Below are 24635 nucleotides of genomic sequence, written 5' to 3'. Positions count from 1 at the left end.
CACTCTGTCCGGGCCAGGGGTTGATTAGGTGTTTTCTGAAGGCGATTATCTTAATTTTCTCACTAAATGCAGCCTGATAACCCTATTTAAAGTCCGCGTATGGCGTTAACGGCTCTGGCGGCAGATCCAGATCGCCCTGCCAGCCGGCCATCGAATAGCGCGCATAGATCAGCCCGTGGCTGGGCGTATAGTCTTTTGCCTGCTGAATATCGACGCCGACGCCCATCGTCCAGTGCGCGGTTAACCGGCGTTCCAACACCGCGCGCAGGGTATAGCCGAATCCGTTGCTGCTGCTGTCGCTGCTTTGCGGGTTATCCGTGGTCAGCGCGCCGAAATCGCGCGGATAGCGTGACTGGCCGTCGGTTTCCGAATGGGACCAGGAAACCGAACCGCCGAGATCGTAAGACCAGTTTTCCGTGCGCTGCCGCCAGCTGACCGGCACCGAGAGCGAGCTGTAACGCTGCGGGCTGTAATAGCCGCCCTGTCCAAGTGAGTAATCACTCAGATCCTTCGCGTAGTGCCACAGCATGCCGTTCAGGCCGATGGTGGCCCGCCGGTTGTTTTCGTTGATCAGCTTGTAGTAATAGCCCGCCATCAGGCGTTCGCGGCTGTTATCCGCCACGTTTTCGCCGGTGATCTGGTGCGCGCTGAGATCGGCCCAGACGCCGTTGGCGTTGCCCTGGTCATAGCTCAGGCCAATCGCGCCGCCGGTTGCCACCACGCCGCCCCAGGTTTTGCCGCTGGCGGTGTTGGGATCCTGCGCGCCGGCATAGGCGAGCAGCGAGCTGGAAATCGGCCGCCGCGACGCGGTCAGCGACACGCCGATATCCTGCCAATCGGTGTTCCAGGTGACGCCACCCACCCAGTTGGTGACCGCAAAGCCCAGCGGCGTGGTGCCAATATCCGCGCGCCATTTATCGCTACGGTAGCCGACGCCAAGGCTGGTGCCGTTCTGATGCTGGCGGAAATCGCGGTTGCAGGTGGCATCGTCGTTGGTACAGGTGCCGAACGTCTCATCAATATTTCCATCGACGTTGCGCGAGAAGGTGCCGGCCGACACATCAACATTATCCAGCCGCAGGAAGCTTTTGCCGTCGGCAAACGGCGTTTCGGCTTCCATCATGGTGGTGTGCGCGGTGAAGTCGGATACGCCGCCGGTGCCCTTATTGCGCGAATAGTCTTCTTCCAGCGTCAGCGTGCTGTCCTGCTGACGGTAAAGATCGGCGGCATCGCTGCGGATACCGCGTTTCAGCCAGTCATCCTGTGGGTCGTTGCGGGTCAGCCGGGTAAACGTCGGGTTATCCGGCGGCACCACCGGGCTGATGCCGCTGGCGACCATCGCCTGGCGGTAATCCTCCTGCGCGAAGTGAGGTTGCCCCTGTAGCGCTTCCAGACGGGCAGCATCGCGATAGATCAGCGCGCTGCTTTGCGATGGTCCGGCTTTTGCGGCCTGGGTTTTCAGCCCGGCATACAGCGAGGTGGCTTTCTGCGGCTCGCCCACCGCCAGCCAGGCATTGGCCACGCGGCGTCCGCTGTAGACGTTCGCCGTGGACGCCTCGGGCGGCAACGCGCTCAGCTGCTTACGCGCGGCGGCCAGCTGATGGCGGGCGATCAGGGCCTCAATGTTATCCAGGCTGGCTTCCGCGCGGGCGATTAGCAGGCCGGTTTCCAGCCGGGTATTGAGGTCGGTGATATTGTGATCCCACTTTGCCTGCGGCAGCGTGTGGATCTGCGCCAGCGCGGCCTGTGGCCGGTCGCTGCCTGACAAATAGAGCGCGTTGGCATAGACCTGTGCCGGCACGCCGGGCTGCTGGCGCGCCATCGCCTGCATCTGCCGATCGGCGGCCTGCGTCTGCCCACTCTGACGCAGTGCGCCCGCCAGTCGGGTGTTCAGCCAGACGTCGTCCGGCGACAGCTGGAGTGCCTGACGGTATACGTCTGCCGCCTGCCGCACGTTTCCGCCAGCGGCCAGCCTGTCCGCCTCGGCGCTGAGCGCACTGCTGCGCAGGCTGGCGAGGGTATCACCCAGCGCCTTTTTCTGTGAGGCCGGTAGCCCGTTGATAAACGCCATCGCCTTTTGCGGTGACTGCTGTTGATAGAGTGCGGCCAGCCGTCGGGCGGCGGTGGTATTGCCTGCATCCAGCCGTAACGCGCGGCTGTACTGCACTTCCGCCGTGGCCGGATTTTTCTGTGCCAGCGCCACGTCGCCCAGCCCAATCAGCGCATAGCTGTCGCGGTTATCCAGCGAGCGCGCCCGCTGATACTGACTGGCGGCCTGGGGAAGGTTGCCCGCCGCCAGTTCTTTGTCACCCTCGGCAATCGCCAGCCAGTACTGGTTGGAAGTCAGCAGGCTGCGCCATTTGCCGATATCGGTGCCCTGCGCATCGGCGACAATCGCCCGCTGAAAATAGCCGTTTGCCTCGGCGCGCTGGTTGGCCCGCGCCAGCGCCTGGCCCATGGCACCCAGTAAATCGGCATCGTCTGGCGTCGCCTTTAGCGCAGCACGCAGGGCGGGAATGGCAGCGCTGCTTTGACCGCGATCGATCATCGCCAGGCCGCGCAGCCGCTGCTGGTAAGCCGGATCGGCCAGCATTTTTTGCTGCCGCGCCAGCTCGGTCAGGCCGTCGGACTGCGGCTTGTCACTGGTAAAGGTGGCGAGATAGGTTTTCAGCTGGGCGACGCTTTGCGGCGTGACCGGCTGCGATTTGATATGGCTCAGCCACAGTTCGGCGGCCTGCACCCGGCCCGCCGGATCCATTGCCACCACTTGCAGTTGTTTAACGGCGGCGGTCGGGTTATTGCGGCTCAGCTCCATTTGCGCAATCGCCATGCGCACGTTGATGCTGCCCGGCGCATCGCGATCCAGCGCGGAGAGTTCGGCCAGCGCGCGGTTTTCCTGTCCCGGCAGCCGCGACACTAACCGCCAGTATTCCAGCGCGATATCCGGCGAGGGAAAGACGCCGTTAAACTGTTTATCGTAAGCCGCTTTGGCCTCTTCCAGCCGGCCAGAGGTGGCGAGAAGCCGCGCCAGCTGCAGCTGTTTCCTGCCCTCGTCAGATAGTAAGCGAATACTAACTTCAGCCTGCCGCGTCGCCAGCGAATCGGGCGAAACCTGCTTCAGCGTCACCATCAGCTGACGCGCTTTGTCCTGTTCACCCTGGTGCAGCGCCAGGCGGATCTGTGCCGCCAGCACCTGCGGATTATCCGGCGCAATTTTTTCCAGCCGGTACAGCGACTGGCTGACCAGATCGTATTTCTGGGTCGCTTCGCCAATCCTGACCTGTTGCAGCAGCCAGTCGACCGGCTCAACGTGATCGGGTGCCGCCGGCACGGCGCGGCTTAACGGCCACAGCAGCAGCGGCAACAACAGGCTGAGTCGCGAACGTTTCACTCCTCGTCGTCCTCGTCACCGAGGCGATGACGGCTGACGCGGCGCATCAGTCGCCACACCAGCAGCGCAAACAGGATCACCACCAGCGTGGCAAACGCCGCCAGCATCACCGGATGGGTGGCCAGCGCATTCCACACCCGCTCCCACCACGGCAAATGGCCCACCCAGTAGGTGTCGCCTACGCGCAGGCTGCGCACGCCGGATTCACGGATCACCGATGCCGAGCCAAAAATCGCCGCGCGTTTACCGCTGTCGATCAGCGCGCCATTCAGCAGTTCCCAGGCGCGCGGGCTGTCTGCCAGCAGCGCGACCACGCTGCGTTGCGCATCAAACGGCGACTGGAAGCCAATCACTGCCGCCATCGGCCCAGCGGAGCTGATGGTGGTCTGGCTTTCGGCGCGCAGATCGTCCGGGGCTGAGGAGCCGCTGGAGAACGCCGTCTGCCGGTTAGGCTTGTTGATCCAGCTTTTCGCCGCGTCCAGCAGCAGATTGACCTTGTCGTCATCCTTCATCTGTTCAGGCAACCGGCCGATCATCAGCAGATCGGCATCGCTGGTTTTCGCCTTGCTCCAGTCATCGGCGATCTGCATTTTCAGCGCCGGATAGCCGGTCTGCGCCGAGATATTGCCCAATGCGTTCAGCAGCGCGCTGACTTCGCCCGGCTGCGGACGGTTGTTGACCAGCACCAGCGTTTGCGCCAGGTCAGCATTACGGCTGAACGGGAAGCCGGCGTTGGCAAACGCGCCCAGCGACGGCATTTCCATATAGTGGCGATAGCCGGAGAAATCGACCGTCGAATTGCCGTCGATCACCACATGGTTGGATACCGGGGTGATGGTTTCGCAGCGCCCTTCGTTGGTGCCGTTATTAAACGAGCCGCCAATAAAGGTGCTGGCATAATCAAAATCGAAGCGCAGCTGATTGACCACGCCCAGCTGCAGCGCCGGAATGGTCAGCTGCGTGCCGCCATCCAGCAGCCCCTGCACCAGCGGAATATGCAGCAGCTGCTTGCCTTCCTCGCGCTTGTTGACCAGCGGGTAATCCTGCACAAACTGGTTGTTGAGGTTCACCGCCAGCCGCGATCCGTCATCCTGCACCGGGGAGGTATAGCGGTACTTGATATCCATATCGATACCGCGTGCGCGCACCAGGAACAGATCCGGCGGTAATTTCAGGGTTAACGAGATGGGCGCAGGCTGCATGCCGTCGGCCTGAAGCTGGCCCTGGAACTGTTGCAGCTCGGCGAAGGTGGTGGCGCGGTCGGTCCGTACCCAGTTTGGCGCATCGTAAGGCTTGCGTGCCGCCAGCTCCTTCACGCTGTCGATGCTCGAGGCCTGTCCACGCAGCAGCAGTTCGCCCTGCGCAATTCCCTGCACCGCTTTCAGCAGATCCTCGTCGTTGCGCCCCAATACCAACAGTAATTTTTGGTACTTATTGTCCGGCTGATCGATGATTTCCACCGTCGGTTTATCTACCGGCGGCAAATCCTTCAGAAAGTCCGGGCGCCGATCGTTGGTGGCAAACACGACGGCGTGCTGACGATCCGGCAGCTGGTTATACAGCACCGGGAAGGTCTGTCCACGCCAGTCCGCCTGAGTGCCGAACCACGATGCCAGCACCGCAGCCGCACGCTGTTGGCCGAGATCCGGCGCGCGGGCAAAAATCATCGGCAGGGTTAACGGGCGGCTGTCGCGCGCGTCGAAAAACGGCTCCGGGAAGTGCGATAAATCGTCCTTCAGCGGCAGCTTTTGCAGCGACAGATCCAGCGTACTGTCCTTGCCGATATCCAGCCAGATGGCGCTGCTGGCCGGGTTTTCGCAGATGTTGGCGTAATGCCCCACCAGCTCAAAGCGGATGCGGTTGAAGTCGCCAATAAAGCGCGGGTCAATCGGCACCTGCACCTGATTATTTTTACCGGCCTGTTCGGCGACTACCGGTACCAGACCGACCAGCTCGTCGTTCAGATAGACCTTCAGATGCGACATGCCCGGGATCAGCGACGGCGATGGGCGGAAGCTCAGGTTGAGCAACGCGTTGGTCACCACTTCATCGCTGCGCACGCCAAACTCAATCTGCCCCTGAGTGCGGGTGCCGGTCAGGTTGAAGTTGCCTGGCGGCGGGGCGATCTGGGTAAACGGCCGCAGATAATCACGCACCGGCGCGGCGGGATCGATAGCCGGAGGCGCCAGGCTGTCCGCCGTGGTGTTGACCGGCCGGGTGTAGCCGTCTGCTGCTGCCTGAACCCCTGGCAGCACGCCAAGCCATAATGCGGTGAACCAAGCTAATTTTTTCGTCATGGTGTCTTCATCAAGGTCAATCAGGAAACCGCGGAGCCTGTTCTGCTCACGCTGCGGGGGAAGAAGGAGGCCAGCCAGCCTGCCAGCTGCGTCAGCAGCGCAAACAGCCGGCGCAGCGGTGCGGGGCCATACTCTGCCAGCCGCAAATAGCCTTTAAAGCCCAGTACCACAATATCGGCCAGGCTTTGCACCGGTTTATCTTCCGGGAAACTGTCCTGCCACAGGGCCCAGGTATCGGCGCGGGCAAAGGTGCATTGAATAAATTCGACGTGCTGTTCGGTGGTCAGCTGATGCAGGCGGATGCCGGCGCGGCGGCCAAAGGTGCGCTGCACCTGGCACGGGAAGCTGAATTCCTGCTGGCCCCGGCGCAGCAGCAGCCAGACCTGTTCGCCTTCGCTGAGCAGATTGTCTTCGCGCAGCTCCAGGCCAACGCCGCCGTCGGAGTAGTCGCGCAACGTGCAGGGCAGCATATGGCCATCGGCCCGCGCCAGCGCCGCCGGCATGGCAATTTCCACCCGGTGCGCTTCACGGATCTGCCGGGCTTCCACCGACACCGCCACCGCGCCGCCGAGAATAATCATGTTGTAGAGCACCCACACCAGGCTGACGATCACCGTCAATACCTCGTGCGGCGGGCCATAGTGCAGTCGCCAGAAGGCGGCGAACACGCCCGCCAGGTTGATCAGCACCAGGCACATATACGGCTTGGTGATCACCCAGTCGAGATGCTGCTCTTCCACCAGCCCGCCTTTGGCGGTGACGTTGAACTTGCCTTTGTGCGGATTAAACAGCGCCACCGTGGTTGGACGGGCAATATACCAGGCCAGCACGGTTTCATAGACTTCGCTCCAGAACGAGTGACGCCAGCGGCCCTGAATACGCGAGTTGGTCATGCTGGTGTGCACCATATGCGGCAGCACAAAGATGGCGATCACCAGCGCCGGGGCAAAAATGATAAAGGCATGGAACAGCAGGAAGGCCAGCGGTGCCAGCAGGAAGATCAGCCGGGGAATACCGGCGAGGAAGTGCAGCATGGCGTTGGCATAACAGAGCCGCTGCACCAGCTTCAGCCCCTTGCCCATCAACGGGTTATCCAGACGGAAGATCTGCACCATGCCGCGCGCCCAGCGAATACGCTGGCCGATATGGGCGGACAGGCTTTCGGTCGCCAGGCCCGCCGCCTGGGGAATACGGATATAGGCCGAGGTGTAGCCTTTGCGGTGCAGCCGCAGCGAGGTGTGCGCATCTTCGGTGACGGTCTCCACCGCGATGCCGCCAATTTCATCCAGCGCGCTGCGGCGGATCACCGCACAGGAGCCGCAGAAGAACGCCGCATCCCAGACATCGTTGCCATCCTGCACCAGGCCGTAAAACAGGGTGCCTTCATTCGGCGTGCGGCGGAAGCGGCCCAGGTTACGTTCGAACGGATCGGGCGAGAAGAAGTGGTGCGGCGTCTGCAGCATCGCCAGCTTCGGATCTTTCAGGAACCAGCCCAGCGACACCTGCAGGAAAGAGCGGGTTGGCACGTGGTCACAGTCAAAAATCGCCACGTATTCGCTGCGGCATTCGGACTTCAGCGCATGGTTGATGTTGCCGGCCTTGGCATGGGCATTCCCGGACCGGGCAATGTACTTTATGCCGATCTCTGCGGCGAACTGGCGGAACTCTTCGCGGTTGCCATCATCCAGCAGGTAAATGGTCAGTTTGTCCTTCGGCCAGTCGATGCCGAGTGCCGCATACAGCGTCGGTTTCACCACGCTCAGCGCTTCATTGTAAGTGGGTACTAACAAATCTATCGAAGGCCAGCTGGCGGTATCTGCGGGCATCGGCACCGGCTGACGCTGCAGTGGCCACAGGGTCTGGAAATAGCCCAGCACCAGCACCACCCACGAATAGGTTTCCGCCGCGATCAGCAGCACGCCAAAGGTCAGGCTGACCGGGTCATCCCAGTTCAGCGTGGAGGTGTAGCGCCACCAGAGATAGCGGCAGGAGATGGTCAGCGACAGCACGATCAGCATCATGGTCGGCAAGCGCCCCGGAATGCGCCGCACCACCATCGCCACGCTCCACAGCAGCACCACAAACACCGCCTGGGTAAAGAAGTCGAACGGCTGAGAGATACACAGCAGCGCCAGCGCGGTCGCCAACAGGATCGCCAAACCAAACAGCCCTTTGCGCAGCGCAGCAGGCATCTGCTTTATGCGTCGGTCGGCCTTGCGCGCCAGCTGCCGGTCTTCCGCGCGCTGCGGCAGTCTGCCCAGCCAGATCAAGGCGCGCTGCCGCCAGCGTTGCAGCGGAATAATACGTGAGCGCTCACTACGGCTAACAGCACCGACCGGCAAGACCAGCATCAGCCACAGGCTCTGAAAAAGATAACGCAGCAGGTCTGCCGGACGCGGTTTTTCCGGCGAGATTTGCGGGTACAGGCGACGGCGATCGGCCTGCACCTTTTGCCAGGCCGGCGACTCAAAACGCAGCAGCGACCAGCCCAACACCAGCCAGAAGCAGTGCAAGGCGGAGGTGAGGGATGACGCACCGTGATGGCGGAAGCCGCTGTATCGTTGATGCAGCGCCTGCCAGACCGGCGGATTCAGCAGCCAGCGTAACGGCGTCACAACGTCGACCCAGGGCGGGCAATTGACGCCGGGGCGATAAACGGCTTCATGACGCCTGCTCAGCCAGATGGATCAGCGCCCAGCTGGCAAAGGTCATCATCTCTTCTGCCGCCAGGCTCTGCGGGCGATATTCGCTAAACGGCTGCTTGCTCAGCAGCGCTTCCGCCACCGCCTCATCGCGATGGAGTGTCAGCGGGATCAGGTTCTGCAACGTCGCCAGCCACAGCTGATGCAGATCCTGCTGCGAACGGCTGACCGGGAAGAACTGATTCAGTAAGAACAGGTTATTGGCGGTAAAACGCTGCTGATGCAGGCGGATATGGCAGTTGGCATCGGGCACCATCACGCTGATGGTGCGGTCAGCCAGCGCCAGCAACCCCCGCGTCCACGGCGTGGTGCCGGCAGGAACATCCAGCAGGATCCAGCGGTAGGTTTGCCTGAGTGTGGCAAGCTGCGCGGTCCAGCCATCCAGACCGGCCTGCGGCTGGCTGACAAAGGCCATCAGCTCGTCGTCATTCAGCTGGCCGAAGGGGATAAAATCCAGCTCGGGCGCATAGCGCAGCGCACTTTGCTGCCAGGGTTGGCGATCGAGCGCGGTGCGCAGCCAGCCACGGGGATGATCCGACGCGGTATTGAAGTGCATCCGCAGCTGGTTATCAGGCGACATATCGATGGCGATGACCGACTCACCCAGCGTATGCAGCGCCCAGCTCAACCCGGCCACCAGCGAAGTGGTGCCCGCGCCGCCGCGAAGCCCCTGAAAGGCAATCACCGGCATTACGCCGCCTGCTTACGGACGTCCGTGGCCCGTTCCGCCAGTAACGGCCAGCGGGCAACGATCGCCGCCAGTCGCTCTTCGCGGGCGATATCAATATAGCGCCAGTTTTGTAAAGAGAAGGCGTCGGCTAACGCGCGAATGTCATCCTGTGATTCATTGCTTACTGATAACAGCGGATGTCGCGGCTCACTCATTATCAAACCCTTTTTTACGCAGCGGAAGGTGCCAAAAGTGGCGGGGTGTTCTAAGAATTAACTTAGGGACAGTTTAAATGGGTTTGGCAGAACTTGTAATGTATATTTACAGCAAGATAAGTCAGGCAATCTATTTTCATCTGCTCACCACTCACTGTTTTTAATAGGACGTGTTGCGATAAAACTTATGGCCACATCATTTTCTTTAGGTTTCGAACAGGTCAGGGATGAATTAATCCTGATGCAGCCGTCCGGCTGTTATTGGGTGACCGCAAATCGGCAAGAAGATGCCCGCGTTCTGGCACGTCAGTGCATCAGCGCGCAGCGCTCGGTGGCCTTGATAACCTCCGGCAGTCAGCCGCAGGCGTTGCTGACCCCGGCACCGCCCGGCGGCCCTGATGCGATCCCGATGTTCTCCCTGCCGGAGACGCGTAAAGCATTGCTCAACCTGACCGACGATCTGGACCGGGTGCTGTCGGAAAAACCGCGTCTGGTTATATTGTTTACCGCTTCGTTGTTATGGGAAAAAATAGCGGCGGACGAGGTGAATATTTGGCTTAAGCAATTACAGCAGTGGTTGAGCGGTAAAAAGATTACGCTTCTGATTATTACGGCGGGTAGCGGAATTAATAACCTGCGCAATCATTTGCAAACCTGTTATCGCCACCTTGAAGGGCTTTCCCATCTCGACTGGCAGCAGGACAGCTGGAATTACCGCATTAACTGGTGGGCGAATGGCGGCGGCATGCTGGCCGACCGCGCCATGCGACTCAGCGCCTCGGAAACGGGCTTCGCGTTGTTGGATCAGGATGAGCAAAATACGCCGCTGACCCTCAACGATGAGCAGCGGTATCTCGCGGAACAAACGGTGCTGGAAGGCGCGCCGCCGCTGTCAACGCAGTGGACGCTGTTCGCCACCAATGAAGAGGTCTATGACCGCGCGTTGCAGGCCAATGCCGCCACGGTGATTTTCACCCTGAAAAACAGCGATCGTATTCCGCATCTGGCGGGCCGCATCCACAGCCTGCGCCGCACGCGCGGCAGCGGGCTGAAAATTGTGGTGCGCGAGATGGAAACCGCCCTGCGCTACAGCGATGAACGCCTGCTGCTGGCCTGCGGCGTCAACGCCATCGTGCCGTTTAATGCGCCGATGTCGCGCTTCCTGACCCTGCTGGAAGGCATTCAGGGGCAATCCTACAATCGCCACGTGCCCGCCGATCTTGATGCGTTGCTGAAATCGATGCAGCCGCTGCAGGAAAGAGGCTATCTGCCGCTGGAGGCGTTCTGCCAGTCGGTGACGCTGCTGGTGAACAACGCCCTGCTGCCCGAGAATGGCAAAGGGCTGTTGGTGGCGCTGCGGCCGGTGCCGGAGCTGAAACCGGAACAGGTGCTGACGCTGTGCAAACCCCGGCGCTTTGGCGATCTGGTGACGCTGGTCGATGACCGGATTTACCTGTTCCTCTCCTCCTGCCGCTTCAACGATTTGGATACGGCGGTGAAGTATATCTTCCGCCTGCCGCACGATGAGATTTTCACTAACCGGCTGGTGTGGCAGGAAGATCTACAGATTTTATCGGAGATCCGCCAGATCCCCGGCAAGGTGAAAACCGCCTGGCGCGCCGCGCCGGTGCAGCCCGCTGCCGATCCGAAGGCGTCGACGCCGGCCACGGAAGCGCCGCGCCGCCAGCCGCAGGACATCACCCTCGGCAAACAGCCGCCGGAAGCGTCAGAATGAATCTGTCGGACATTGTGCAGATCCTGATCCTTGTGGTGCTGCTGCTGTTATTACTGAAACCTGTTTATGCCCGCTGGCTGCCAAAAAAATGGCACCGGCTGATGCTACGCCTGACCCCGCCGCGCGCCCTGAAGTACGAAGGCACCTGGCGACGTAATGCGGCAACACCACCGGATAAGAAATGACTCAACGACCTGTTATGCCCGCGACGCGCTTTGTATGGCGCGGTCTGGGTGGCTGGAACTTCTACTTCCTGATCAAATTCGCGCTGCTGTGGTTTGGTTACCTCAATTTTCATCCGTTGAGCAACCTGGTGTTGCTGGCCGGCTTGTTGCTGCCGATCCGCTCCGATCGGCTGCACCGCCTGCGTAACTGGATCGCCATCCCGGTCGGCATCGGTTTGTTCTGGCACGATACCTGGCTGCCCGGCCCGGAAAGCATTGCCAGTCAGGGCAGCCAGCTGACCGGCTTTTCCGCGTCGTATCTGCTGGAGCTGGCCAACCGCTTTATCAACTGGGAGATGGTGGGTACCGCCTTTGTGATGCTGGTGCTGTACCTGTTTATTTCGCAGTGGGTGCGGATTACCGTGCTGGTTTCGCTGGCGCTGCTGTGGCTGAACGTGGTGACGATTGCCGGTCCGTCGGTGAACCTGCTTCCCGGCAGCAGCACGCCGGTCGCGGCGTCTACGTCTGCGCCAGCCGCGAAGGTCGCCGCCGACGGGTTGGATCAGTCTGCGCCGCCCACCAGCGCCAATCTGACCGCGTACCTCAATAAGTTTTACGACAGCGAAAAGCAGAAAGTGACCGCGTTCCCCGCCACCTTACCGGCGGAAGCGGCGCCGTTCGATATTCTGGTGATTAACATCTGTTCGCTAGCGTGGTCCGATCTGGATGCGGCGCAGCTGCGCGATCACCCGCTGTGGAAGCACTTCGATATTATGCTGAGCAACTACAATTCGGCGACCGGTTACAGCGGTCCGGCGGGCATCCGCCTGTTGCGCGCCAGCTGCGGCCAGAGCTCGCACAGCGATCTGTATAAACCGACCGATGGACGCTGCTATCTGTTCGACAATCTGGCCAGCCTCGGCTTTAAGCAGCAGCTGATGATGGACCATACCGGCGTGTTCGGTAACTATCTGCAGGAACTGCGTGAAGAGGGCAATCTGAAGGCACCGCTGATGTCGCAGGCCGGGATCAGACCGGAGCTCAGCTCCTTCGACAGCTCGCCGGTATTAAACGATGGCGAGGTGATGCAGCGCTGGCTGGATGAGCGGCAGAAAAGTGCCGATCCGCGCAGCGCCACCTTCTATAACCTGATCCCATTGCATGACGGCACTCGCGAACTGGGCAGCAGCAAAACCGCTGCCTGGCAGCCGCGCGCGAAAATGCTCTTCGATCAGCTGGATACTTTCCTGACCAATCTGGATAAATCCGGCCGTCGGGTGATGGTGATCGTGGTGCCGGAGCACGGCGCGGCGCTGGAAGGCGATAAAATGCAGATGTCCGGCCTGCGGGATATTCCCAGCCCGTCGATTACTCATGTGCCGGTCGGCATTAAGTTTGTCGGCATGAAAGCGCCTCATCCGGCCCAGGCCGTGGACGTCTCTACGCCAACCAGCCTGCAGGCCATTTCCGAACTGGTTTCCCGTGCGGTGGATGGTCAGGTGTTCAGCAACCCTCAGCTGAATCTGGCGACGCTTACCGCCAACCTGCCGCAGACGCCGGTGGTGTCGGAGAACGATAACGCGGTGGTGATGATCTATCAGGGCAAGCCGTGGATCCGGCTGAACGGCGGGGATTGGGTGGCGTACCCGAACTGATTGTTAAAAAAAACCCGCCTGCTCAACCGTTTGAGCAGGCGGGTTTTTTATTGCCTGCGGAGCAGACTAGTGGTCTTTCAGCGCCAGCCAGGCCAGCAGATGCAGGCTGGAGGAGAAGTAATCCTCTTTGGCATCCAGCTGGTCGGTGAGATAACCGCTCTGGTTCAGCGTCAAATCGCGCACCGCCAGCAGGCCACCGGCCATATTGTAGGGCGCTTTGTTATTGCTCATCACGTCGATCCACGCCGGGGTTTGCAGCCGGGAGAAGCTCATCCAGTAACGCTGGAAAGGCACCAGCTGCAGACTTTGCGCGTCATACCAGTAGACATACAGCGGCACGCGGATCGCGTCATAGCTAAAGCGCGGTGGCCAGGCGGTGGCCGGTGCCACCGTGCCGTCGGCATTCAGCGCCACCCAGTCAACCGGCAGGCCGGCATCGCCAAAGCGCATCTTGCCCAGCAGATCCATCCCGCTGTCGATCAGGTTGGTCCAGACCTTCAGATGACTGCGCGCGGCAAAATCACGCCACGCCGGGAACAGGAAGTAAGACGGGTTCAGCACCACATAGCTGGTTTTGTTGAAGCCCTGCACGCCAGGCAGCATCACGGTATGGCCACCAAAGGTGATCACTTCGCGGTCAACAATCGCCTTCTGAATGCGGTCGGACGCCTGCAAATACGCCTGATCCTGCCACTTCTGTCCGGCCTTCAGCAGCGCCCAGGCGATCAGCACATCGCCATCGGAGGCATTGTTCTTGTCCATCACCGGATCGGCGGCGGCTGGATTGTATTTCCAGTAGAACAGGCCATTTTGCGGGTTTTTCAGGTGCTGCTGAGTCCAGCGCCACAGGCTGTCGAAGCTGCCGCGATCGTTGTACCAGACCGCCATCAGCATCGCGTAGCCCTGCCCTTCGGTATGGCTGACGTTGTTGTTGCCGGTATCCTGAATGCGGCCGTCTTCGGTCATAAAGCGCCCTTTAAAGGTGCTCCAACCGTCTGACGCGGTGGCCTGCGCGCAGCCCACCATCATCGCAATGATCATCAGGCTCGCCCTGAGCAGAGACATCATTATCTTCCTCACCTCTGATAACGGAAATTCAGCGTGGCTTCGCTGTCGGTTTCTTCGCACACCAGCGGAACGGCCTGGTTGCCGCCCTGATCGCGTAGCCAGCGGGCGTATAAGCCCAGCAGCACCGCGCCCAGCGCCTGACGCCACTGACGGGCTTCAATCTGCCCGTCGCCCGGCGGCAGCGCCATATGCGAGATCACCATCGAATTCTCGCGCGGCTGCACATCAACAAAGCCCCAGTTAAACTGCGCCAGCACCGCGTTGATCTGGCTTTCCAGATCCGCCACGGTATTTGCCGCGCCCAGCGGATAGCGCCCTGCCAGCGTGTCACCCATTTGCTGCAGGAAGGCGTGACTCTCACGCTCTCCGGCATTGCGCAGCATGCCGTTGATCATCACGCTCAGTAAGTCGAACCAGCCTGGCTGATACTGCTGCTGACGATAGTAGTGCAGCGTACGGTCCTGAAGGTCAGTCATTCTTATTTGTCCCCGAGCATATAGCGGAAATAGAGTTTCGCGCTGCTTTCGTTGTAATCACCGAAGGTGTCGTAGCCCAGCTGGCCGCCAATGGTGACGTCTTTATTCACCTTGTAATCCGCACCGGCGTGCAGATTATAGCCAATACCGTTTTTGCTGCCGCCTTCGTAATAGGCCTCGGTGGCGTAGCCCGCATTGTAATAGCTTTCCAGCTGCGCCTGTTTATCCGGATCCGTTGGGAAGTAGGCGCTGCGATCCTGCGAGTAGGACTGATAACCCACCGAACCGCCGACCTTCACCTTCAGATCGTCGTAGTTCTTGCTCCAGTCAACCGGGAACGACACTGCGACAAAGTTCTGCGGGCTGAAGTAACCGCCCTGGCCGTACGTGTAGTAGCTGAGGTTTTTCGAGAAATCCATCCAGCTCATGCTGATACCGGTTTTCAGCTCGCTGCTGTCGTCATGGAACGGACGCACGTAGGCGCCCGCCTGGCCCATGATGCTCTGGTTGCTTTCCACGTTCTCACCGAGATAGCTGTAACCGCCCGCGCCGAAGTAGAAACCGGCGTCGCCGTTGTCGTAGCTTAACAGCGCATCGCCGCCGTTTTTGGTCACGCGGCCCCAGCGCTTGCCACTCAGCTTGTCTTCAACGCCGACATAAGAGAGCAGGCTGTCGGTGACCGAACGGCGTTCACCGGTCAGGATCAGCGTCAGGTAATCGGTCAGCTTCGGTGACCACTGAATGCCGCCCACCAGCGTGCTGAGATCCTGGCCCAATGGCGTCGAGCCCAGGTCAATTTTGAAGTTGTCGTTGGTCAGGCCGAGGTTCACTTCAACCCCGGAGGCGTTCTGCGATCCCGGTGAATCCAGCTTCACTTCCGACGGCAGCACGTTGTTGGCCTGCGCGCTGCGGCCCTGCTCCAGCGCCTGGGTACCAAAGCGCGGCGTGGCCGAACTGTTGGCACTGCCCGCGCTGAGGGTCACCGGCGTTAAGGTGAAGTCGAAACGGGTGTCGCCATACGGCACCGTTGACCAGGTCAGCGGCGCTTTGGCTTCGGTCAGCTTACTGAGGCCGGATTCGCCATCACGCCCTCTGACCTGCACGCCGCCCTGTGCCCAGGTGCCGGTGCGCTCCTGCAAATCGTCCATCATGGTATCGATCTGATGCAGCGTCTGGCTCTGCTGCGACGGCACGTCCACACTGGCGGTTTGCATCGCTGCATCGCTGCTGCCCGCCGGGGCGTTCTGCCACGGCATCACCGCGCCATACGCCGAAGGGGAACGACGCTGCGATGGCGTGGTGCGGTTGATAAACGGATTGTCTGCCAGCGCCAGGCCGCCGATTGCCGGGTTGGAGCCGCTTGAGGCGCCTTCCAGGCCGATCATCTTGCCGCGCGCGGTGCGCAGATACGCCAGCGCCTGCTGATGGTCGCCATCGGCTTCCGCCACGCGCGCCATAAGCAGCAGGCGCTCCGGGGTTTGCTCGCCACGCAGTCCGGCCACCAGGCCTTTTGCCTTTGGCAGATCGTGACTGGCCAGCGCCACGTCAATCGCGCCAACGCGGGCATCCTGGGTTGGCGTGTCGCGGGTCATCAGGTAGTCATACACCACGCCCGCTTCTTTGTTCATTTTGCCGGACTGATAGAGACGGCCCATGGCAAACATCAAATCGGTGTTCTGCGGATCGCGCTGCAACGCGCCGATTAGCTTGTCGTAGGCTGCGGCATACTGCTTCTGATTCCGCAGACGGTCGGCTTCGTTGATCACGTAGCCATTCTGAATGCCTGCCAGCTGGGTTTGCGTGCTGCGCGACTGCAGTTCCGGGTTGCTGAGGAAGCGCTGCGCTTCGCCGCTCAGCCCGGCCTGGTTCAGCACCGCCACCTGCGCAGCATAATCGCCGGCATTGCCCTGCACGCCGCGCTGCATATTGTTGCGTACCACGGTTACCGCCGTCGACAGATCGCCGGCATCGGCCAGCCCTTTCGCCAGGTTACCCGCATCGGCCGGGTTCTCCGGTGGGTTCACTGCCAGCGCTTTCAGGGTGTTCGCCGCCGCGGCATTTGAGCCCTGCGCCAGATACTGCTGCGCCACCGCCATCTGCAGATTGAAGTTGGCCCTGCGCGACAGCTCGCGCATTTCGCTGCTCTGACTGCGGGCAGGAATACGGGCGATCAGCGTCTGCGCCTGCTGCCAGGCCCCGCTTTCGCTGGCAAACAGTGCGCCGGCATAAATTTCGTTATTGCTTGCGCCGTTACGGAACGCCGGCTGCATGATGCCCGCCGCCAGGCTGGTGTTGCCCTGCTGCTGGTAAATGCGCGCCAGATCGAGGCGAAGCCAGGGATCGGTTGGGAAGCGCTGAGTGCCCTGTTGCAGAATGGCAATCGCCTGCTGGGTATTGCCTGCCGCCAGCGCCTGCTTCGCCTGACGGCGCACCGGATCGCTGGTCACCGCCGGTTTCGGCGTCACGCTTTCGCGCACGCTTTCCGGCAGAGACGACAGCAGCGTATTGGCTTCTGCGCCACGGTTCTGCTGACGCAGCACGTAGAACAGCCCTTCTTTCGCCGGACGGTTGTCCGGGTCGCTCTGGATCACCGAGCGGTAGGTCTGCTCTGCGGCGTCGAACTGGTTGCTGCGGCGCTGCACATCGGCGCGGAACAGCTTCGCCGACACGCCTTTTTCGCCGTCGGCCTGGGTCAGGGGTTCACTGAGGCTGAGCGCCTGCGCGGTATTCCCGGCCTTCATCGCCTGCTGCGCGGTGGCAAGCTGGGCATAGAAACGGGCGTCGGCGGCCTGGGTCATACGCTGCTGGCTGTTTTCACCGCCCTGCTTCGCGGCACGATCGAGATAGTCCGCCGCCGCGGCATAGTTGCCGTTACGCTGAGCGACATAGCCGAGACCGGCCAGCGCATCGGCATCTTCCGGGTTGGCCTGCAGCACCTGATTAAAGGCAGACTGTGCGCCGGAGACGTCACCGCTGTTCAGCGCGGTAAAGCCCTGGCCTTTTTCGGCGCCACCGGCGTTCTTACGGTAATAGTCCATTACCGCGCGATCCTGCGGGTGACGCTGCTGATAGTTCTGGTACAGCGGCGCATCGGCCGGCTGCGGACCGAGCCATAACAGGCCCTGACGCAGCGAGCGGTCCGCATCCTGGTTGCCATCCGCCATGCCGGCCAGCGTTTGCAGACCTTCGCGGCGGGTGGATTCCTGGTAGGTCAGCGCCTTGCCCAGCGCCAGCTTCGCGCCGTTATCCTGCGGATTTTGCGCCGAGAACTGGCGCAGGTTATCAATCGCCTGCGGCAGCAGCGAACGGTCGCCCGCCATGGTCAGGTAATATTCTGCCGCCACGCTGGCCGGCGGCTCGTTGCCGCTGAAGGTGTTGCGCCAGGTTTGCAGTGACGCCGAGATATTGCCGCTACGCGCCTGCTGACGGGCCAGCGACAGCTGGGCCGCCGGGATCGACTGCAGCTGACGGGCCTGGTCCAGCTCCACCAGATGTGCATCATCCGGCGAGACCTGGCTCAGACGCGTGCGCCATTTGCTGGCCGTCGCGCTGTCGCCGCTCTGCTGTGCCCACAGCGCCATCAGGTAAATGGCCTGAGTGTTGCTGCTGTCGACCATCAGCACTTTGTTCAGCGCATCGCGGGCCAGCTCGTCATGGGCCTTCTGGTGCCAGTAATTGGCCTGATCGAACAGCGCCTGGATGGCCGGGTTGTTCTCCGCTGCCAGCGCCGGGAAAACCAGCGCGGAGGCAGCCAGCGTCATGCCGGGAACCCAATGCTGACGAAGTCTGGCGGTCAGTGTTTTTATTTTCATCATGTCGGTTACTTCTTCTCGCCAGAGGAATCGGAATCATGTTGCGGGTTCAGTCGCTTCCAGGCGTGGCGCTTCAGCAGCACAACCGTGCTCAGGCCCACCAGCACAGAGAACAACAGCGCCAGCAGGGCTAACACCACCGCATGCTGGTTGGCATACCAGATCACCATCATGTACCACGGCATCTGGCCGCTCGGGAACTGCGCGCCGACGCGGAAGCTGCGGATACCGTTCTCATCGGTGATGATCGCCGTATCGCCGCGGATGCCGGCGTTAATGCGCGGCGACGTCAGGTCGTGATGCAGGCGGGAAAGCTGGGCATCGTCGGTGGCGACGGTCATCACCACCACCCGTGAACTGTTCCACGGCGAGCTGTAGCTGATAAAGCCGCGCCAGTCTTCGTTCGACGAGAAGTAGCGATCCGCATTCACCGCCTGACGGTACCAGTCACCGGTCAGCCAGCCGCGCAGGTTATCCAGCAGCGTGGGCTCTTTAACGCCGAGGGTGTGGCCGTTCACATCGTACGGCGTGCCCTGCAACATCGACTGGTTGAAGGCCGTCTGCGACAGGGTAGAAACCGCCAGCACATCGCTGTTCTTCAGGCGTCCCAGCGAGGTTCCGCCCGCCGGAATACCAAACATCACGCTGTTGTGGCTTAGCGCCACGCCGGTGGCATTGCCCGAGCGTCCGGCCATATCCAGCAGGGTGCTGATTTCAGCATTGCTTGGCGAGGACGGCAGCATCAACACGGTCTGCGAGTAGTCGGCAAAACGGGTGAACGGGAAGGCCGCACCGACGAAATACGACAGGTTCGGCAGCAGCGTAAAGTGACGCGTGTGGCTCAGGTCAATATAGGAGTCGTCTTCGATCCTGCTCTTGATATTGTTGTTGCTTAGCACGCTGCACGGCGCATCGGCCTTTGGCTTGATGTTGAAGTACAGCTGCAGCTGGTTGTCACCGTAAATCAGGTACGGGTCGAGCTTCAGGGTGTAGTTTTCCTGACGCGCATCGCCGCCCAGACGGTGCCAGACGCTTTCCAGCAGGCCGACCTTGTTGACGGTCAGGTTACGCAGGAAGGTGCCGTTCAGCCCGACGTTTAAGAACGATTTGTCCTCATCAATCCAGCTTTCCGACGGGAAACGGTAGTTCAGCTTCACCGGCAGGGTGTCGCCATCCCACAGGAACAGGTCCGGCGCGGCGCGGAAGTTCACCCGCAGCGCGTCATGCCAGATCCCGGTGGTGGTCATGCTTTGATCTTTACGCAGCAGATCGCTGAGGCGAACCGGACGATCGGTGTTGATCCAACGCGGCGCGTCGTACGGCTTGCTGACCGGGATATTCTGCGCAGCCACCGCCAGCGACGGCACGTCGACGCTCAGCGGCTGCGTCAGACGCCAGGCCGCCTGACGCAGCGCGTCATCGTCCTTACCGATCACCAGCATCAGCTTGTAAACCGGGTTCACCGGGTTATCGATCACCTGCAGGCTCGGGCCGGTCACGCGTGGGATCGCCACGCCCGCCACCATTTCGCCCGGATGAGCAAACAGGATGCCGTTTTTCTCTGGCAGCTCGTTACGCAGCACCGGGAAGCTGATGCCACGGTAATCGGTCTGGATACCCATCCACGAGGAGACAATTGCCGCCGCGCTGACTTCACCCGGCGACACCGCATCGCCAAACACCATCGGCACCACCGAAGGGGTCATGCGCAGCGGATCGATAAACGGGCGCGGGAAGTTGCGCAGCGTGTTACCGATATTCAGCTGCTGGCCTTCCAGCGACAGCGTGGTTTTCGGCAGGATGGTGACCTGATACTGACTGGCGCTGTCGCGCTCGCACAGCAGCTGATCGGCATCGTTAATCTTGAAGCTCAGGTTGTTGCTTGAGACCACCATCGCGGCGGGAATATCCAGCTGATAATCTTCGCTGGCGCTGTCTGAGGCGCTTAACGGCAGCGTGCCCAGCGGCTGACCGTTGAGCATCAGCTGCAGTGAGGTGTTACGGGCGGCCAGCGCCTGAGAGACCTTCAGTGACAGGTTCAGACGGGCGTTGGTGATCACTTCATCCGTTGGCAACGTGAAGACGATACCGGACTGCAGCTGACCGCCGGTCAACAGAATGCCGTTGGTCTGGCCCATCTGGCCGACCGACACGGTGCTGGTCAGCGGCTGATTCAGCAATACGGGCTGCGCCGGGGCGGAAACCACCGGAGCCGGCAGTGGCGGCAGGCCCGCCGGCAGACCGGTGGCCGGATCCGGCTGGCTGGTCGCTGCGCTGTCCGTGTTGGCCGGTTGGCTGGTCGCCATGCTGTCCGCGGCGGCCGGTTGGCTGGTCGCCATGCTGTCCGCGGCGGCCGGTTGACTGGTCGCCGTGTTGTCCGTGGTCGCAGGTTGGCTGGTCGCTGCGCTGTCCGCCGTGCCCGGTGCAGGCTGGGTAACATCAGTCGAGGTTTGCGCGTCCTGCGGCTGGGCAGCATCGGGCTGCGCGGCCGGATCGGCGGTAGGCTGGCTCATCTGAGAGGCCGCGCCAGTTGCCTGGTTCATCTGTGCCGAATAGCCCGGAGTGTTGCCGGTCTGCTGGCCCACATCGGCCGGCGGTGGGATCTGGGACAACGCATTGCTGTCCTGGGTCACGCTTTCCGGCGCGGCCCAGACGCTGCTCAGGGTCAGGACCCCGGTAAAACAGAGCGCAGGTAATATCAGTCGCTTCATGCCACGCCATCCTCTTCCTTCACGGCCTGACGATGACGCTTCGCACGACGATCTTTCCAGGTCAGCCAGAACAATTCAAATACGGTACGGATAATGGTAATCAGCGAGCGGAACGGTTTGTCCTTCTCGCCTTCTGGCTTGATCCAGGCGTCGGCGCGCGAGAGCACCACGCGCACCAGTTCGCGGCGGCGTGATAACGGGATCTCATCAAACATCAGGCGGATCACGCCGTTGTCCGAGCCCATAATGCTCACCGGAATCGAGATAGTGCCGGACTGCAACATCAGGTCGATGGCTTCGATTTCATCATTTTCATGACGGTCATCCGGCGCGTTAACCTGTGCGCCACCCATCGACAGATCCACCGTGGTGGTGCGTGAAGAGATGCCGCTGGCGTAGTGCAGCACCACCGGAATATTCACCTCGATACGGATGGTTTTACGGGTCTGCTTGGTTTCACGCGCCACGGCGATCGCCGCCATCAGGATGATCAGGCTGAACAGCGCCCAGCCGACGTTGAGGGCGATGACGTAAGGATCCACGCCGAAGTAGTCATGCGCCACGGCACGGACAATGCCGCTCACCACGCCAATCGTCAGCAGCGCGGCACAGATTACGTGTGGACGCACGATGTTGAAGTCGAAGAAGCCCACGTCCAGCAGTCCGCCCTTATCCGTCACGTTGAACTTGCCGTGCTTCGGCGAAATCATCGTCAGGAGGGTCGGGATAACCAGGTGGAAGGCCATTACCGTTTCGTAGATTTCTCCCCAGAAGGTGGCGCGGAAGCGGCCGTTCATGCGGGAGTTGACGTACAGCGACATCACCAGATGCGGCAATACGTAGGCGAAAATCAGGCTGGCAGAAGAGTGAATGATGTTCAGGTTGAACAGCAGATACGCCAGCGGTGCGGTCAGGAAGATCACGCGCGGCAGACCAAACTGGAAGTGCAGCATGGCGTTCAGGTAGCACAGGCGTTGCTGCCACTTCAGGCCACGGCCCAGCAGCGGGTTATCCACGCGGAAAATCTGCGTCATGCCACGCGCCCAGCGGGTACGCTGAATGATGTGCAGACCCAGACGTTCGGTGGCCAGGCCCGCCGCCAGCGGCAGCGCCAGGAAGGCGGACTTCCAGCCCAGACGCTGCATTTTCAGTGCGGTGTGCGCATCTTCGGTCACGGTTTCGGTGGCAAAGCCGCCGATCTCTTCCAGCGCAGACCGGCGGATCACCGCACAGGAGCCGCAGAAGAAGGTGGCGTTCCAGTTGTCGTTACCCTGCTGTACCGGGCCATAGAACAGCGCACCTTCGTTCGGGATATCGCGCGCGGCTTTCAGATTGCGCTCAAATGGGTCCGGCGAATAGAAGTAGTGCGGCGTCTGTAACAGGGCCAGTTTCGGGTCTTTCAGGAACGGTGCCACGGTGGCCTGCAGGAAGGCGCGGGTGGCGACGTGGTCGCAGTCAAAGACGGTAATCAGCTCGCCTTTGGTAATGCGCATCGCGTGGTTCAGGTTACCGGCTTTGGCGTGGCGGTTATCGTCACGGGTGATGTAGCCCACGCCCGCATCGGCGGCAAACACCGCAAATTCGCTACGCTTGCCGTCATCCAGCAGGTAGATTTTGATTTTGTCGCGTGGGTAGTCGATGCACTGGGCAGCGAGCACGGTATCGCGCACCACATCGAGGCTTTCGTTATAGCTCGGCACGTAGATGTCGACGGTCGGCCATAAGCTGACGTCTTCCGGCATCGGCTCGATGGTTCTCTTAAGCGGCCATGATGTTTGCAGGTAGCCGAGGATCAGGATCAGCCAGACATACACTTCGGCAATAAATAAGCCGATGCCTAAGATCGCTTCCACTTCGGAATTGAATGAGAGGGTTTCCGTCGCACGCCAGTATATATAGCGCGTCGACATTAATGCCGACAGGAACACCATTACCATAGAAATTTTGCGGCTTTTACTGAAGCCCATAACAAAAAGAATGGCAATAGAAATCAGACCAAAAATATACTGCTTCTGGCTGTCCATTGGGGTGATCACAATCACTGCGGCGAGCGGGAATAATACCAGCAGCAACAGGTAATACAGGACTTTTTTCATAAGTCATCCTGAAAACGAGACTATTATTTTTTACCGCAGCGCGGGCGCACTGCGGTGTTTCAGGCATCCATACCCGACGGCTGCGCCGTCGATTAGCGCGATCTCAGCGGCGCCTGCATTTCACCGTCGCCGACCTTGATATCCAGCAGCGCAGCAATACGCTTGCTGACGATCTCAATATCAAAGGCCGCCGCCGAAACAGGGCTGAAATCAAAGATGGACTGCTGCGAGGCATTGGCTTCCGCCACGCTCTCATCGCGATTCACCACACCCAACAACCGGTCGCCCAGTCGCTGTTGCATAAAGGCCGTTACGTCACGACTGATGTTGCGGCGGCTGTCACTCTGGTTCAGCACAAAGAAGTGTCCTGAACGCTGATTCAGCGCAGCGCCAATCATTTTTTCGTTTTCGATTTGCGGCAGCAGTGACAGCGAAGCGGTATCCGCCAGCATCACCACAAGGTGTAAATCGGCAAGATCGGTCATTGCCTTTAGGGCTGGACCCGGTCCTGGCGGAAAATCAGCGACAATCACCAGGCCTGGGTAGTTGAGGACGGTATGTAAACCCCGTGCGAGGAAGTTCGGGTCGCGGGATAAATTATCTTCAAATTCAACACGCTGCTGTTCAGTCACGTCACCATACGGCATCACAAAGATGTTGCCGCCGGTGGTTAAAATAGACTGGCTCCAGTCGGGTGATTCGGACGATTTCGCCACGTAACCCCGCCCGTCTGACAACGGCACGCCAAAATGCAGACGCAGGGCGTTCTGCACATCAAAGTCGATGGCCAGCACTTTGCTGCCGCCACGGGCGAGGGAATAGGCGAGGTTGGCCGCCAGCGTGGTTTTACCCACGCCCCCTTTGGGAGAACAAACACAAACTAACGGCATGAGGCAATTCTCTCCAGCAGAGGTTGCAGCAAAGTATCTTTCGATAAAGAGGTCACTGACGGCTCCGGCGCGGTGCTGAACAGCTGCTTAAAGCGCGGCAGATCGGCAGCCGGTTGCACCGGCGCTGCGGGCTGACGCACCGGGGCAGTCTGCGCGGGCGCTGCGGTGGGCAGCGAGGACAAAGATGCCATCAACGGTGACGCGGCTGGGGCAACGGCGGCCGGCGCTGGCTGCGCGGCAGCTTGCGCGGCAAAGTCCGGCTGTGCCGACGCCAGCGGATGCTGCGCCTCATTCACCGGGTTAACGGCCTGAGGCTCAGGTGCAGGTTCCGCCACCGGCGCGGGCTTCAGCGACGCGGAAATGCTGTCCAGCAAGGAGCCACCAATCTGCGCTGCCGCCGGTTTCGCCACGAGCGGCGCCACGCTGTGCGACGGCGCGTGTGTAGGCGGCTGATGCGGTGGTTTTGGCTGCTGAACAGGCGGCTGCACTGGCTGCGCGGCGTGTCCCAACAGGGCATCCAGGCTGTCTTCGGCTATCGGTTGGGGCGCAGGCACATCGATACGCTGACCGTTGCCTAAAGTCGACTCTGCGCCATCATTCATTAACTGTTTGATGATCGCCCAATTGGCACTGTCTGAATTCTTCGTCTGTTCAGACATGTCCTTGAATTCGATATGGTTTGTTTGCGTTTTTTCTTTAAAACGCTGCAGGTCATCATAACTTTTCATGGGAATGATCGCGGAGAGTGGGGGG

15 protein-coding genes are annotated in these 24635 nt (G+C 60.9%); 3 read left to right on the top strand and 12 right to left on the bottom strand.

What is annotated here, in order from left to right:
* Positions 1–82: 82 nt before the first annotated feature.
* From bcsC to bcsR, 5 genes are read right to left on the bottom strand one after another with little or no spacing between them, the layout of a single operon-like run.
* On the bottom strand, positions 83–3391 hold the full coding sequence (gene bcsC / locus ACXKZG_RS00850; RefSeq protein WP_488875568.1) for a cellulose synthase complex outer membrane protein BcsC: 3309 nt from the start codon (positions 3389–3391) through the stop codon (positions 83–85).
* Positions 3388–5688: a cellulose biosynthesis cyclic di-GMP-binding regulatory protein BcsB gene (gene bcsB / locus ACXKZG_RS00845; RefSeq protein ID WP_488875567.1), complete on the bottom strand. Its 2301-nt coding sequence runs from the start codon at positions 5686–5688 to the stop codon at positions 3388–3390. Before bcsB (ACXKZG_RS00845) ends, bcsC begins: the two co-directional genes overlap by 4 nt.
* Positions 5689–5708: 20 nt before the next feature.
* Complete coding sequence (gene bcsA, locus ACXKZG_RS00840; RefSeq protein WP_488875566.1) at positions 5709–8303, bottom strand: UDP-forming cellulose synthase catalytic subunit; 2595 nt, start codon at positions 8301–8303, stop codon at positions 5709–5711.
* A 46-nt stretch (positions 8304–8349) separates the two neighbouring features.
* Positions 8350–9081, bottom strand: a complete 732-nt coding sequence (gene bcsQ, locus ACXKZG_RS00835; protein ID WP_488875565.1) for a cellulose biosynthesis protein BcsQ — start codon at positions 9079–9081, stop codon at positions 8350–8352.
* Positions 9081–9275: a cellulose biosynthesis protein BcsR gene (bcsR, locus tag ACXKZG_RS00830; protein ID WP_488875564.1), complete on the bottom strand. Its 195-nt coding sequence runs from the start codon at positions 9273–9275 to the stop codon at positions 9081–9083. The genes bcsQ (ACXKZG_RS00835) and bcsR overlap by 1 nt, the downstream gene beginning before the upstream one ends.
* Positions 9276–9462: 187 nt before the next feature.
* On the opposite strand from bcsR, the gene bcsE reads away from it, so the two are divergent.
* From bcsE to bcsG, 3 genes are read left to right on the top strand one after another with little or no spacing between them, the layout of a single operon-like run.
* Positions 9463–11010, top strand: coding sequence for a cellulose biosynthesis protein BcsE (gene bcsE, locus ACXKZG_RS00825; RefSeq protein WP_134823007.1), 1548 nt, complete (start codon positions 9463–9465; stop codon positions 11008–11010).
* Positions 11007–11195, top strand: a complete 189-nt coding sequence (gene bcsF, locus ACXKZG_RS00820; RefSeq protein WP_013204398.1) for a cellulose biosynthesis protein BcsF — start codon at positions 11007–11009, stop codon at positions 11193–11195. Before bcsE ends, bcsF begins: the two co-directional genes overlap by 4 nt.
* Positions 11192–12829 (top strand): cellulose biosynthesis protein BcsG, encoded by a 1638-nt coding sequence (gene bcsG / locus ACXKZG_RS00815; RefSeq protein ID WP_013204399.1) that lies wholly within the window; start codon positions 11192–11194, stop codon positions 12827–12829. The genes bcsF and bcsG overlap by 4 nt, the downstream gene beginning before the upstream one ends.
* Positions 12830–12895: 66 nt before the next feature.
* On the opposite strand, the gene ACXKZG_RS00810 is transcribed toward bcsG, so the two are convergent.
* From ACXKZG_RS00810 to bcsO, 7 genes are all read right to left on the bottom strand, one after another.
* Positions 12896–13897 (bottom strand): glycosyl hydrolase family 8, encoded by a 1002-nt coding sequence (locus ACXKZG_RS00810; protein ID WP_428980708.1) that lies wholly within the window; start codon positions 13895–13897, stop codon positions 12896–12898.
* Positions 13898–13905: 8 nt separating this feature from the next.
* Complete coding sequence (bcsD, locus tag ACXKZG_RS00805) at positions 13906–14373, bottom strand: cellulose biosynthesis protein BcsD (RefSeq protein WP_346600250.1); 468 nt, start codon at positions 14371–14373, stop codon at positions 13906–13908.
* A gap of 2 nt (positions 14374–14375) precedes the next feature.
* Entirely contained in the window at positions 14376–18185 is a 3810-nt protein-coding gene (locus ACXKZG_RS00800; RefSeq protein WP_488876300.1) for a cellulose biosynthesis protein BcsC, read from the bottom strand.
* A gap of 8 nt (positions 18186–18193) precedes the next feature.
* Complete coding sequence (gene bcsB / locus ACXKZG_RS00795) at positions 18194–20896, bottom strand: cellulose biosynthesis cyclic di-GMP-binding regulatory protein BcsB (protein ID WP_488875563.1); 2703 nt, start codon at positions 20894–20896, stop codon at positions 18194–18196.
* Positions 20893–22992, bottom strand: a complete 2100-nt coding sequence (gene bcsA / locus ACXKZG_RS00790; RefSeq protein ID WP_346568207.1) for a UDP-forming cellulose synthase catalytic subunit — start codon at positions 22990–22992, stop codon at positions 20893–20895. The genes bcsB (ACXKZG_RS00795) and bcsA (ACXKZG_RS00790) overlap by 4 nt, the downstream gene beginning before the upstream one ends.
* A gap of 92 nt (positions 22993–23084) precedes the next feature.
* The gene (bcsQ, locus tag ACXKZG_RS00785) at positions 23085–23882 is read right to left on the bottom strand and encodes a cellulose biosynthesis protein BcsQ (RefSeq protein ID WP_013204405.1); all 798 of its coding nucleotides are present in this window, start codon (positions 23880–23882) and stop codon (positions 23085–23087) included.
* Positions 23873–24610 carry a cellulose biosynthesis protein BcsO gene (gene bcsO / locus ACXKZG_RS00780; RefSeq protein WP_488875562.1) on the bottom strand — a complete coding sequence of 246 codons (738 nt, stop codon included), beginning with the start codon at positions 24608–24610 and terminating at the stop codon, positions 23873–23875. Before bcsO ends, bcsQ (ACXKZG_RS00785) begins: the two co-directional genes overlap by 10 nt.
* Between the last annotated feature and the right edge of the window lie 25 nt (positions 24611–24635).

This window comes from Erwinia sp. 2186, from assembly GCF_057812255.1.
This window is presented reverse-complemented; position numbering and strand designations above follow the sequence as displayed.

Excerpts from the sequence above, each read along its gene's own strand:
- bcsB (WP_488875567.1), bottom strand. The coding sequence starts at position 5,688 with ATGACGAAAAAATTAGCTTGGTTCACCGCATTATGGCTTGGCGTGCTG.
- bcsQ (WP_488875565.1), bottom strand. The coding sequence starts at position 9,081 with ATGCCGGTGATTGCCTTTCAGGGGCTTCGCGGCGGCGCGGGCACCACT.
- bcsR (WP_488875564.1), bottom strand. The coding sequence starts at position 9,275 with ATGAGTGAGCCGCGACATCCGCTGTTATCAGTAAGCAATGAATCACAG.
- bcsE (WP_134823007.1), top strand. The coding sequence starts at position 9,463 with ATGGCCACATCATTTTCTTTAGGTTTCGAACAGGTCAGGGATGAATTA.
- bcsF (WP_013204398.1), top strand. The coding sequence starts at position 11,007 with ATGAATCTGTCGGACATTGTGCAGATCCTGATCCTTGTGGTGCTGCTG.
- bcsG (WP_013204399.1), top strand. The coding sequence starts at position 11,192 with ATGACTCAACGACCTGTTATGCCCGCGACGCGCTTTGTATGGCGCGGT.
- ACXKZG_RS00810 (WP_428980708.1), bottom strand. The coding sequence starts at position 13,897 with ATGATGTCTCTGCTCAGGGCGAGCCTGATGATCATTGCGATGATGGTG.
- bcsD (WP_346600250.1), bottom strand. The coding sequence starts at position 14,373 with ATGACTGACCTTCAGGACCGTACGCTGCACTACTATCGTCAGCAGCAG.
- ACXKZG_RS00800 (WP_488876300.1), bottom strand. The coding sequence starts at position 18,185 with ATGAAAATAAAAACACTGACCGCCAGACTTCGTCAGCATTGGGTTCCC.
- bcsB (WP_488875563.1), bottom strand. The coding sequence starts at position 20,896 with ATGAAGCGACTGATATTACCTGCGCTCTGTTTTACCGGGGTCCTGACC.
- bcsA (WP_346568207.1), bottom strand. The coding sequence starts at position 22,992 with ATGAAAAAAGTCCTGTATTACCTGTTGCTGCTGGTATTATTCCCGCTC.
- bcsQ (WP_013204405.1), bottom strand. The coding sequence starts at position 23,882 with ATGCCGTTAGTTTGTGTTTGTTCTCCCAAAGGGGGCGTGGGTAAAACC.
- bcsO (WP_488875562.1), bottom strand. The coding sequence starts at position 24,610 with ATGAAAAGTTATGATGACCTGCAGCGTTTTAAAGAAAAAACGCAAACA.